The organism is Rhodoferax sp. GW822-FHT02D07 (assembly GCF_058802405.1).
On sequence record NZ_JBXAOD010000001.1, the window covers coordinates 425,120 to 436,885 of the forward strand.

Below are 11,766 nucleotides of genomic sequence, written 5' to 3' on the forward strand. Positions count from 1 at the left end.
CCAACTCGCCTTGGGGCGGCCCGGCGGCGGGTTGTTGCCCCTGCGACGGCCTGAGCCTTGGCTACCAAACGCATTGCCGACGAGCCCGCGTATGTGCTGCACCGCTACGACTGGAGCGAGTCCAGCCTGATTCTGGAAGTATTCACCCGCCATTACGGGCGCATCGCCTTGGTGGCCAAGGGGGCCAAGAAGCCGACTTCCAGCTTCCGCCCCATCCTGCTGCCGCTGCAGCCCCTGCATGTGGCTTACGGGGGCGACGCCGAAATCCGCACGTTGCGCAGCGCCGAATGGCAAGGCGGCCATGTCATGCCCACGGGCGATGCGCTGCTCTCTGGCTATTACCTCAACGAACTGCTGATGACGCTGCTGGCGCGCGATGACCCGCATGCTGAGCTGTTCGACATATATGCCCGAGTGGTGCAGATCATTGCCAGCGAGCATGACGAGGTGCTGCAGGGCGCTCTGCGCACCTTTGAGCTGCTGCTGTTGCGCGAAGTGGGCTTTCTGCCGCCGCTCAATGTGCAGACCATGACGCTGGCGCCGCTGGAAGCCGAGGTGGCCTACGTGCTGGTGCCTGAAGGCGGCCTGCGCCAGGCCCATGCCGATGACCGTGCCAGCCTGCGCGGTGCAGACTGGTTGCGCCTGCACGATGCGCTGCAAGACCATGCCCCCTTCACCACCACGCTGCGCGCCTGTGCGGAACTGATGGGGGCGCTGAAGCCCCAACTGCGCGTGCTGCTGCACTACCATTGCGGTGTCAAGACGCTGCGCACGCGGCAGATGATGATCGACATTCAGTCCCTCTAGGCGAGGCCTTTCGACTATGACAACCCATCTCTCCGTCAACCTCAACAAAGTGGCCCTGGTGCGCAACACCCGCCATCTGGGCATCCCCAGTGTCACGCGCGCGGCCACGCTGTGCCTGCAGGCGGGGGCGGCGGGTATCACGGTGCACCCGCGGCCTGACGCGCGCCACATCCGCGCGCAGGATGTGCTGGAACTGGCCGAGCTGCTGAAGGCTTGGCCCGACCGCGAATACAACATCGAGGGTAACCCGTTCCACAACCTGATGGACTGCGTGCGCGACCTGCGCCAGCGCGGCTTGCCGGTACATCAGGTAACCTTCGTTCCCGACAGCGAAGGCCAGTTCACCAGCGACCATGGCTGGAGTTTCCCCGCTGATGCAGCGCGCTTGCAGCCGCTGATTGCCGAGGCCCATGCGCTGGGCCTGCGTGTGAGCCTGTTCATGGATGCGGACCCCAGCGCCATGGCAGCCGCCAAGGCCGTGGGCGCCGACCGCATTGAGCTGTACACCGAGCCCTATGCCGCGGCCTGGGGCACGGCAGAGCAGGGCGCCCAACTTGCCCGTTTTGCGGCGGCCGCGCAGGCCGCGTTGGACGCCGGACTGGGCGTGAACGCTGGCCACGACCTCAACCGTGACAACCTGGCCGCCTTTGCGCAGCAGGTGCCGGGTCTGCAGGAAGTATCCATTGGCCATGCGCTGATTGCGGATGCGCTGGAACTGGGCTACGACGCCACAATCCGGGCCTACCTGGCTTGCCTGGGGCAGTAAGGAGCGGCCTTGATCTACGGCATAGGCACCGATATCTGTGACGTGCGGCGCATCCGCGCCAGCCTAGACAAGCATGGTGACCGCTTTGCGGCCAAGGTGCTGTCAGATGCCGAATTCAAGACCTGGAAGGCCCGCAGTGCGCGCTGGCCCGAGCGGGGCGTGCGCTACTTGGCCACGCGCTTCAGCGCCAAGGAGGCCTTCAGCAAGGCCATCGGCTTGGGTATGCGCATGCCCATGACCTGGCGCTTGTGCGAGATTGCCAATGAGCGCAGCGGCAAGCCCGTCATCGTGCTCCATGGCGGGCTCAAGGAATGGGTGGAGGCCAAGGCGCTGACGGTGCACATCACCGTGACCGACGAGACCGACTACGCTGCCAGCTTTTGCGTGGCCGAAACCGCGCCCTGACTAGAGCTTGCCGTACTGGGTGCCGCCGATCATGATGCCACCGTCCAGCGGTGCCAGGTCGGATTGGTACTCCAGATCGCCCACCTTGACGGCGGGCAGTGTGGCACCGCGCTGCAGGGCTTCCATGAAGGCGGCCTGTTCCTGCGCAGAGATAGGCTGAAAGCGCGCACGGGACAGGGCGCCGCTGGGCGCGTGGTCTTCCTCCGCGTGTTCCACGGGCTGGAACTCGCCGCTGCGTGCCGGGTCGGTGGCGCGTGAGTGGCGCTCGAACTGGTCTTCGGTTTCGCTGACGCGCCAGTAGATGCCGTCAATGAGCACCCCAAATCGTTTGTAGGTGTTGACGCGCATGCTCTGCTCCATGGCGGCAAAGCTCTTGGTCTTGCTGTTGGCGCCGGTCACAAAGGACTTGGCCACGTCAATCATGGCGATGAAGCGGTGGTGGCGCTCGTCCACGGGCATGACCTTGAAGCGGTACATGTGGGACACCACTTCCATGGACAAAAACGTTTCGCGGATCGACTGGTAGAGGCGTTCGCGCCGGTAGGCCATCCGCTCTTCAAGCTCCATGCGGCGGATGGTGGGCTCGTCCAGAGGGGCCGGGGCCTCCGGGGCTGTGCGGTCGCGCTTTTTGAACAATCCAAACACGGTGGGACGTTTCCTGACAGTGGTTGGAGCGCAGTCTATCAGCAGCCTACCCGGGCACCTGTAACAAATTGGTGCGGCAGAATTCATGAGAAGGGCATTAAATAGGCCTTTGGCCCTCATAGAATATGCGCAAGCAGCTCCTAAATAAATAGCAGATACGGATATTGCATGACTTTCCACGCTCCGCTCATCATCGACATCGCTGGCACCCAGTTGACCGCGCAAGACCGCAAACGCCTCAAGCACCCGCTCGTAGGCGGCATGATCCTGTTCGCCCGCAACTGGCAGAACCGCGAGCAGCTCACCGCGCTGTGCCGTGACATCAAGAAGGTACGCGCCGACCTGCTGATTTGCGTGGACCACGAAGGCGGTCGTGTGCAGCGCTTCAAGACCGATGGCTTCACGCATCTGCCGCCCATGCGTGCGTTGGGTGAGATGTGGCTGCGCGAGGCGGCGGGCACAGTATCGCCCATGAAGGCAGGCCCGCTGGACGCCACCAATGCCGCCACCGCCTGCGGCTATGTGCTGGGCGCCGAGCTGCGTGCCTGCGGCGTGGACCTGAGCTTCACACCCGTTCTGGACCTGGACTATGGTGAAAGCAGCGTGATCGGCGACCGCGCTTTTGCACGCGACCCGCGTGTGGTCAGCCTGCTGGCCAAGAGCCTGATGCACGGCCTGCAGAAGAGCGGCATGGCCAACTGCGGCAAGCACTTCCCCGGCCACGGTTTTGTGAAGGCCGACTCGCACACCGAGATCCCGGTCGACAAGCGTAGCCTCAAGGCCATCCTGGCCGACGATGCGGCGCCCTACCGCTGGCTCAACACCGTGACCAGCAGCGTCATGCCGGCCCATGTGATCTACCCCAAGGTGGACGCGCGCCCGGCTGGCTTCTCCAGCACCTGGCTCAACGACATCCTGCGTGCGCAACTCGGCTTTACCGGGGCCATTTTCAGCGATGACCTGTCCATGGCAGGGGCTCGCCTCATTGACGGCAAGACCGTGAGCTACACCGAGGCTGCGGTGGTGGCCCTGAATGCGGGCTGCGATCTGGTGCTGCTGTGCAACCAGTCCCTGCCTACGGCGGAGGGCGGTGGCAAGGCGGTGGACGAATTGATCGAAGGCCTGACCGAAGCCCAGCTCAAGGGCCAGTGGCAAGCCCTGGACGCCAGCGAAGCCCGCCGCCGTGCCCTCGTGCCGAGCACGCCGGCGCTGGCGTGGGACGAGCTCATGGTCCATGCGGACTACATGCAGGCACTGGACTGGATTGCCTGACGATTCCAGCACCGCTGCCAGGTGCCTGCGTCGCGGGTGCTGGGGGGGGGCTTTTGCGGCCCTGTGTGCTGTGCTGCAGTTCTGGCCCGGCGCCAGCGAAAGCCTGCGTTTTGAACGTCTGACTTTTACCCAAGGTGCGCTGTGGCAGCCTCTCACGGCACAGTGGGTCCATCTGAATCTGCCTCATGCGTTGGTGAATGCCATGGCAGCCGTGCTGCTGTGCTGGCTATTGACGCCCTGGGTGCCACAGCGGCGCCAGCTGCTGGCCTTGCTGGGTGGCTTTTTGGGTGTGGCCCTGATCCTTGTGCTGGACACCCGCTGTGCGTACTACGCGGGTGCTTCGGGCGCTTTGCACGGCGTGCTTGCCGGGGCGGCGCTGCATGGTTTGGTGCGACGAGGCCCGCTGCGGTATGTCGGAGCGGGCCTCGTGTTACTTCTGGCCGCCAAGCTGTACTGGGAGTTGGCTGGCGACCACATGACTCCCGGCTGGTTGGGCATCCCCGTCTACTACCCGGCCCATGCAGCCGGCGCAGCAGGCGGGGTGCTGGCCTTATTGGCCGGAATGCTGGTTGTGCGTTTGCGCCCATCGGCGCAGTGACCAGGCCACCAGGCTTAGGGCCAGCAGGGCCGCCAGATCCAGCCAGCCCAAGGCGCCACCGCCTCCGCTCGCGTTCGTCGGGGTAGGTGCCGACACCATGGTGACGGATACCCGGCTGCTGGAGCTCTGGGCGTTGGACGCATTCGCCTGAAAGCGGAATGTGATGTCGGTACTGTCGGACGTGGTCGGCGTGATGAAGGTCGCCGTGGTCGTGCTGGCCCCGGTCAAGGTCACGGTAGGGCCGGTCAGCTGCGTCCAGCTCACGCTGGAGATCGTGCTGCCACCCACGGCACCTGCGGTGGCGGTACCTGTCAGTGTCACGGTGGTTCCACGCCCAACAGGGTCCGTGCTGCTGGCGGTGGCGGAGGTCACAGGCGCGCTATCCGCGATCGCAAGCTGCACAGCCGCATCTGCATCCAGCATGCCGGCGCCGCAAGTGGTTTTGCCCACGCAGTACGTACTTGCAGGGAATGCACGCACCGAATTCACGAGCCGTGACGTCAGCTCATCGATCGTCATGGTGGGTTTGATTTGCAGCAGCAGCGCCGCAACGCCTGAGACCATGGGTGCCGCAAAGCTGGTGCCATTCAAGCTCGCGTAGGTGTCTCCGCCGGGGGATGCGATGGGGATGGTGGTACCGGTGTTGCTGGTGCCGTAGATGCTGATACCCGGTGCGCTGATGGTGGTTCCGGGGCCCACGTTGGCAAAGTTCGGACTGTTGCCGGTGAGCATGTGGGCGGTGACCGCGATCACTCCCTTGCAGTTGGCGGGTTGTGTGATGCTGGAAACATTGCCTTCGTTGCCTGTGGAGGCCACGACCACGCTGCCGGCGGCCCGTACCTCATTGATTGCATCCTGGAAGGTATTGGAGCAGGTGCCACTGCCGCCGAGGCTCAGATTCAGCACTTTTGCCGGCGTAGCGGTGTTCGTGATGCCGCCGCCCACAGACAGGCCTGCCGCCCAACGCATGCCCATCACGATGTCCGAGGTGTAGCCACCGCACACACCCAGTACCCGCACTGGCAGGATGCGGGCGCCATAGGCCACGCCGATCATGCCGGCGCTGTTGTTGCCGATGGCGCTGATAACGCCGGCCACGTGGGTGCCGTGCCAGCTGGAGTTGTCCACCGCGCAGCCGTTGAGGGTGTTGGTATTCCAGTTGCCGGGGTCTGAGGCATCTGCGTCTCGGCCACCACCGTCGTTGGCTGTGCTGAAGGGGGAGTAAGTCAGCACGTCAGCAGAAATAAAGTCGTATCCGGTCAGCAGATTGGCGGCCAGATCGGCATGCGGACGGTACCCAGAGTCCAGTACCGCCACCACCACCCCGGTGCCGCTCACTCCGGTGCCTCGGCTCCAGGCGGTTTCCGTATTGGTAGCACCTGCATTGGTCCCCGATGACTGCCAGGCCCACTGGTTACCAGCGTAGTTGGGGTCGTTTGGGGTCATGTGGGGGTAGACCTTTTCGTCCACCTCGGCATATTCCACGTCGGCTTGCTGCGCGAGCTGCTGGGCCAGCGCTTTTGCTTCGCTGTGGTTGAGTGGCTGGTCGGCTTCAATCACGTGGATTTGGTCGGATACCGATTTCAGGTAGGCCAGTGCCACCGCCTTTTGTCCCAGCACCTGCACCCCTCCGGGGACATTGAGGGCCTGGACGCGCTGACGCGCAACACTGGCGTCAGATCGCGCGGCAGTTTGCGATCTGAATTTCACAATCAATCGCTGAGTGGTTTCACCGGTTGCTGCTGACAGTTTCACCGGGGCAGAGGGCGGAGTCCCCTCTGTTTTGGCATCGAACCAGCCCGTTGTTTGTGACATGGCGACCCACGTCGCCCCAAGTCCTGCCAGTGCAAGCGCAGTCAGCAGGGCCGTTTTCAATCCACGTTGGAATCCACGCATATATTTGGTCTTCATGGGTTGCGGGCCTTTGTGTCCATTTCCATATAGACCACTTCGGGGCGCGCGCGCAAGGCGCTGAGTACTTGTCCAGGGTTGTGCCCGGACCTGGGCCGCACGGCGTACACCCAGGTGGTTTCAGAGACAGAGGACAGGGGCTGGATGTCTGCAGCCAGCGTTGTGCGCAAGCTGGCCAAGTCCGTATTGCTCCAGACCTGATCAGCGCGTGCAAAACGGATGATCAGGCGCTGGGTATCGGTGGCGTGGGGTGGGGCTGCGGGGGCAGTTGGTTCCTGTGCGCAAGCCGCCATCACCAGCGTGATGAAGCAGGCGCCCAGAACGTGGCGGTAGTTCAAATGAATCCTCCCTGGATACGGTGTGACGTGACCACGGATATGGTTATTGAATGTTCCGGGTCGCGGGCATTGTAGGCTGTGCCGGAATGCCCGGCCGGGCCAGGGCGCCAACGTAGCCGGTTGGCAAGATCAGGACGAGTTGCTGGCAGGATTGCTGAGTAGCTGCCAGTCCCGGGCTCCATTCGCGCAAGGCCTGCCCCGCAGATTTGAGCCCTGCTTCCCATGCCGTCCAAGCTTCTCCAAATGCGGTGGGTATTTCCAAAGCGGACAGCGTGCAAAGTGCCTGCGCGGTGGTTGGCCCCAGGTAGTCCCGCGCCAGCTGCAGGCACTCTGAGGCATCAGGCAAGGTGCTGGTGGCCAGCAGGTCCACGCCTACGGAACTGCCGGGGGCAATCGCCGCCAGGGATAGTCCTGCCTCATGGCTGATGGACAGACCTGCGCGGCCGGGCGGACTGGCCAGCTGTACCGGGGTACCAGTACCACCCTGTAGCAGCACGTCGGCTGTGGGGCAGTCCAGCCAGGCACCCAGTGCCACCTGCAATGCTTGGCGCACCCGGGCACGGGCTGCAGGGCGATCCGTGCCCGGGGGCTGGGCGATGCACAGCACCATCGTCCGGCCAGCTTGCAAGGCGGTCTGCACCGCCGCCACATCCTTGGGCCAGGTGAGGACGGCAGGAGGCAGCATGGCGTGGGCAGAGTCAGGCGCCTGCGCTGCCGGGCGCAGCAGGGCAGCCACTCCAGCGCGTGGCCGCGGGAATACTCTCGCCCTTCATCACCAGCGTCAGCGGGCCCAGCCAGGCGCCGTCGGCGACAGTGGCGCTGTAGAGCACGGCACCGCGCGGGCCTACGTAGACGCGGCTGCCAATGTGCACGTGGTCGATTTTCATCACGCGGTCTTCAAACAAATGGGTTTGCGGGCAGCTCAGGGCGTTGAGCTCGCTGTGGTCGCCGATCGTCACGCAGTCGAATTCGGTGATGTCGGTGGTGTCCAGGTACACGCTCTTGCCGATGCGGCTGCCCAGCACATTGAAGGCCAGTGGCAGCCAGGGCGTGCCGCGCAGGTAGCGCATGAAGTTGGGAACGGCCACGCCTTCGTAGAGGTTGGTCACCCCTTCGGACAGCCAGACAAAGGGTGTCCACATGGGCACGCTGCGCTGGCGGTAGCGCCCCATGAGCAGCCACTTCAGCGTGGCCACAAACACAAAGGTGCCCAGGCCATAGAGCAGGCCGCACAGCGTCAGGTAGGCAATCACCAGACCCCAGCGCCCTTCGCCGGCCATGGGCATGACGTCGAGCACGATGGTGTAGCCCACCGAGATAACCAGGGCATGCGGCGCCACGATACGGAAGGCCTCAATGAGGCCGCGTGCCAGCCGGCGCCCGGCGGAGGGGTGGTAGGTCAGGTGTTCGGGGAAGCCGGCTGTTTCCTCACGCGCAGGCAGGTGCAGCGGAGGCGAGCCCAGCCAGGTGTCGCCGCTGCGGATCTGTGCGTTGGCCGGTGCGGTGGAGTGCACACCAATCAGTACATTCTCCGGCAGCGTGGTGCCGTCGGGAATGTAGGCGCCATTGCCCACGAAGCTGCGTTTCGAGATCACCGTGGGGCGCATGCTCATCCAGCCACCGTCGATGTGTTCGTCGCCCAGCATCACTGCGTCGGCGATGAAAGTTTCATCGCCCAGCGTCAGCATGTCGGGCACCAGGCCCAGGGCGGAAGAAATTTCGGCATCGCGCCCCACCTTGGCGCCCAGCAGGCGGTACCACCAAGGCGCAAACAGCGTGGCATACACCCCGTGCAGCACATGCAGACTGGACTCCTGGATCTGGTTGACCAGCCACTTGGCGCAGTACAGCGTGCTGTGCACCGGCCAACTGCCGGGTTTGAGGCGCGGCAGCACCGACCAGCGGATGCCGGCCGAGAGCAGGGCAGTACAGACGATGAGCACAGCCGCTGCCGGGAAGGCCAGCATGAAGTATTTGCTGAGCTGGAACCAGACCTCGTTGCCCGCCAGGAAGGGGAAGCGCTCGGTGTCGTCAAACCAGTCGATCAGCACAAAGCTGGGGAACACGGGCAGGAAGAAGAGCGTGGCGATCAGCAGCGCGCCCAGCGTGAAGTACACGCCTTCGACGACCTGCCGCAGGCGTGTCAGCGGTGGGCGTGGGGGCAGGGTGCTGGTGTCAAAGGCGCCGGTGTCGCGTGCGGGAGAGCCGCTCCAGACCCGGCCTGCCGGCACGTTGCGTCCGTCGGCCAGGGCCGATTGGCCCTCCAGATGGCCCATGTCCTGCACTGCAGTGTTGCCCTCCAGGATGGCGTAGGAGCCAATGCAGCTGTCGTGTCCCAGCGTGATCTGGCCCAGGTGCAACACGCCATGTTCCACGCGTGCATTCTCCAGATTCACGGCATTGCCGATGCTGCAGCCATCGCCCACCTGCAGCAGGTCCGGCGCGCGCAGCGTCATGGAGCCGATGACCACGTCACGGCCAATGCGGGCACCCAGCGCGCGCAGCCACCACACGTAGAGCGAAGAGCCGCTCAGCAGGTAGGTGGGCGCTGCTTCGAGCAAGCGGTCTGCCAGCCACCAGCGGTAGTAGGTGACGCCCCACAGCGGGTACTGGCCCGCACGCAGGCGCCCCACCAGCAGCCACTTGCCGCCGATGGCCAGCGCAAACTCCAGCAAGGTGGCGATCAGGTAGGACAGCACCGAGGCACCGATGGCCAGCGCCAGTGAATCCTCGGGCTCGCCGGTGAAGAAGTGGTAGGTGAAGAACGGTGCCAGCCACTGCGCCATGCGCATGGCCACCAGCCAGGGCACGGCAGCGGCCTGTGCGAGGCCACAGCGCCAGCGGCGCCAGGCGCTGGGTGAACCCCATGTTTGGTCTACGGCCTGTGCCTGGCCGTGAACCGCGCCTATGGCCTGCGCAATGGCGCCCACGCTGCGGTGCTGGTAAATGTCGCGCACTGTGACATGGGCGAAGCCGTCATGCGCGCGCAGGCTGGAGGCCAGGCGCGCCGCCAATAGCGAGTGGCCGCCCAGATCGGCAAAGAAGTCGGCGCTACGCACAATGGCTTGGCCGGGGAAGAGTTTGGCCAGGGCGGAAAACAGTGCGGCTTCCGCCGGCGTTGTCGCCGTGTCCGAGTCAGTGGCAGCGGGCGGCGCACTCAGCGGGCGCACCTTGAGCGCGTTGCGGTCAATCTTGCCGGAGGTCAGACGCGGCATGGCGGGCACCGTCTCAAAGTGGCCAGGCACCATGTAGGGGGGCAGGCGCCGGCCCAGGGCTGCGCGCAGTGCGCTGCTGCTCAGCGTGGCGCCGGTATCGGGTGTGATGAAGGCGATGAGCTGGTCCACGCCGTCTTCCGGGCGCAGGACCACCGCAGCAGCAGCCACGCCGGCTTGGTCGGCCAGCGCGGACTCGATCTCGCCCAGCTCCACGCGGAAGCCGCGGATCTTCACCTGGTCGTCGGTGCGGCCCAGGCACTGCACGCAGCCATCCGCATCGATGCGGGCCAAGTCGCCGGTGCGGTACAGGCGTGCGTCCTGCGGGCCATTGGCCCAAGGGTTGGGCAGGAATTTCTCGGCGGTCAGTTCGGGCCGGCCCAGGTAGCCCAGGGCCACGCCGGGGCCGGTGATGCAGAGTTCTCCCACTTCGCCACGCGGCAGCAGGGTCAGTTGGCCATCGGCCGGCGGCGCAATCACCAGCAGGCTGTAGTTGGGCAGCGGGCGGCCAATGGTGACGGGCTCGCCCGCGTGCAACTCGGCCAGGCTGGCCGAAACGGTGGCTTCGGTGGGGCCGTAGGTGTTGAAGACTTGGCGGCCAGGCTTGGCCCAGCGCTCCACCAGCGCGGGCGGACACATTTCGCCGCCCAGGTTGATGGTGCGCAGGCCGGGCACATCCTCATTGAACAGGGCCAGCAGCGTGGGCACCGCGTGCAGCACGGTGATACCGTTGGCGGCCAGTACGCCGGGCAGGCTCTCGGCATCGGTGGCCACCTCTTTGGGCGCAATCCATATGGTGGCACCGGCCAGGTAGCTGATCCAGATCTCCTCGAAGGACATGTCAAACGCGACCGAGAAGCCCTGATACACGCGGTCGCTATGGCGCACGCCGAGCTGCGTGTTCTCGCTGCGCAGAAAGTGGCAGATGCTGCCCTGGTTGATGGCAATGCCTTTGGGCCGTCCGGTGGAGCCCGAGGTGTAGATCACATAGGCCGGGTGCTCTGGCAGCACGCCGCTGCGCCGCTGCGGTTGGGCAAGAGGCTGCGACAGCGCTTCGGCGGTCCAGACCGTGTGGGGGCTGCCGGCGAGCCTGGGCGCCAGGGCCTCACAGCTCACCAGGCCCTTGGCCTGTGCGTCGTCCAGGCACACCTGGATGCGTTCGACTGGTGTGTCTGCGTCCATGGGCAGCCAGGCGGCGCCGGTCTTGGCGATACCCAGCTGCATGACCAACAGCTCCATGCCGCGTGGCAACCATAGGCCAACGATGTCGCCGGGTTGGATGCCGGCCGCCAGCAGATGGGCGGCCACGGTGTCTGCGCGGGTGTTCAGCGCCTGGTAGCTGAGCGATTGGTCGCCAAACACCAGGGCGGTGCTGTCGGGGTACTGTCCTGCGGTGGCTTCGAACAGGTCGGCCAGGACCTCGGTTTGCAGCAGGTCAGCCCGCGCAGGCCCCCGCAGAATGTCGGGGGAGGCGTCCACTTGCATGGTCAGGGGGCTCGGTGCAGGCGGGGGGCGGAGAGCAGGGCTAGGTTGGCTTCGACGGCTTCGTCGAGCAGGCGGTTGGGGGGCAGCTTCTGGGCCTGCATGAGTTTGCGCAGTTGCTGCAGATCCTTGACCGTGGGCGCCACCTTGATCTGGGCCAGGGCGGCCTGGGCGTTGCCGGATTGAATGATGGCCAGGACCTTGGTGGCCCAGACGCTTTGACGGGGAGAAGTATGTTTGGACATGGTGTGCAACGTTGGGCACCATTTTGGCACATGGCCCCCATGCATGGTGCGCAACAAGCTATCAAAATGATAGTGCTTTCAGGCC

11 protein-coding genes are annotated in these 11,766 nt (G+C 65.1%); 5 read left to right on the forward strand and 6 right to left on the reverse strand.

The window, feature by feature from the left end; all coding sequences use genetic code 11:
• Positions 1-57: 57 nt before the first annotated feature.
• From recO to acpS, 3 genes are read left to right on the forward strand one after another with little or no spacing between them, the layout of a single operon-like run.
• Positions 58-807, forward strand: coding sequence for a DNA repair protein RecO (gene recO / locus AC1RNN_RS02065; protein WP_493086406.1), 750 nt, complete (start codon positions 58-60; stop codon positions 805-807).
• A gap of 16 nt (positions 808-823) precedes the next feature.
• Positions 824-1,573, forward strand: coding sequence for a pyridoxine 5'-phosphate synthase (locus tag AC1RNN_RS02070; protein ID WP_493086404.1), 750 nt, complete (start codon positions 824-826; stop codon positions 1,571-1,573).
• 9 nt (positions 1,574-1,582) lie between these two features.
• Entirely contained in the window at positions 1,583-1,978 is a 396-nt protein-coding gene (gene acpS / locus AC1RNN_RS02075; RefSeq protein WP_493086402.1) for a holo-ACP synthase, read from the forward strand.
• On the opposite strand, the gene AC1RNN_RS02080 is transcribed toward acpS, so the two are convergent.
• Positions 1,979-2,623, reverse strand: coding sequence for a hypothetical protein (locus AC1RNN_RS02080; RefSeq protein WP_493086401.1), 645 nt, complete (start codon positions 2,621-2,623; stop codon positions 1,979-1,981). It lies immediately after the preceding gene.
• 168 nt (positions 2,624-2,791) lie between these two features.
• Here AC1RNN_RS02080 and nagZ point away from each other — a divergent pair, with 168 nt between their 5' ends.
• On the forward strand, positions 2,792-3,895 hold the full coding sequence (gene nagZ, locus AC1RNN_RS02085) for a beta-N-acetylhexosaminidase (RefSeq protein ID WP_493086399.1): 1,104 nt from the start codon (positions 2,792-2,794) through the stop codon (positions 3,893-3,895).
• Positions 3,858-4,493, forward strand: coding sequence for a rhombosortase (gene rrtA, locus AC1RNN_RS02090; protein WP_493086397.1), 636 nt, complete (start codon positions 3,858-3,860; stop codon positions 4,491-4,493). Before nagZ ends, rrtA begins: the two co-directional genes overlap by 38 nt.
• On the opposite strand, the gene AC1RNN_RS02095 is transcribed toward rrtA, so the two are convergent.
• From AC1RNN_RS02095 to AC1RNN_RS02115, 5 genes are all read right to left on the reverse strand, one after another.
• Complete coding sequence (locus AC1RNN_RS02095; RefSeq protein WP_493086395.1) at positions 4,446-6,113, reverse strand: S8 family peptidase; 1,668 nt, start codon at positions 6,111-6,113, stop codon at positions 4,446-4,448. The genes rrtA and AC1RNN_RS02095 overlap by 48 nt on opposite strands.
• A gap of 287 nt (positions 6,114-6,400) precedes the next feature.
• On the reverse strand, positions 6,401-6,742 hold the full coding sequence (locus tag AC1RNN_RS02100) for a hypothetical protein (protein ID WP_493086393.1): 342 nt from the start codon (positions 6,740-6,742) through the stop codon (positions 6,401-6,403).
• Positions 6,743-6,785: 43 nt separating this feature from the next.
• Positions 6,786-7,427, reverse strand: a complete 642-nt coding sequence (locus tag AC1RNN_RS02105; protein ID WP_493086391.1) for a 4'-phosphopantetheinyl transferase family protein — start codon at positions 7,425-7,427, stop codon at positions 6,786-6,788.
• A gap of 13 nt (positions 7,428-7,440) precedes the next feature.
• Complete coding sequence (locus AC1RNN_RS02110) at positions 7,441-11,439, reverse strand: Pls/PosA family non-ribosomal peptide synthetase (RefSeq protein WP_493086390.1); 3,999 nt, start codon at positions 11,437-11,439, stop codon at positions 7,441-7,443.
• 2 nt (positions 11,440-11,441) lie between these two features.
• The gene (locus AC1RNN_RS02115; RefSeq protein WP_493086388.1) at positions 11,442-11,681 is read right to left on the reverse strand and encodes a hypothetical protein; all 240 of its coding nucleotides are present in this window, start codon (positions 11,679-11,681) and stop codon (positions 11,442-11,444) included.
• Positions 11,682-11,766 lie beyond the last annotated feature (85 nt).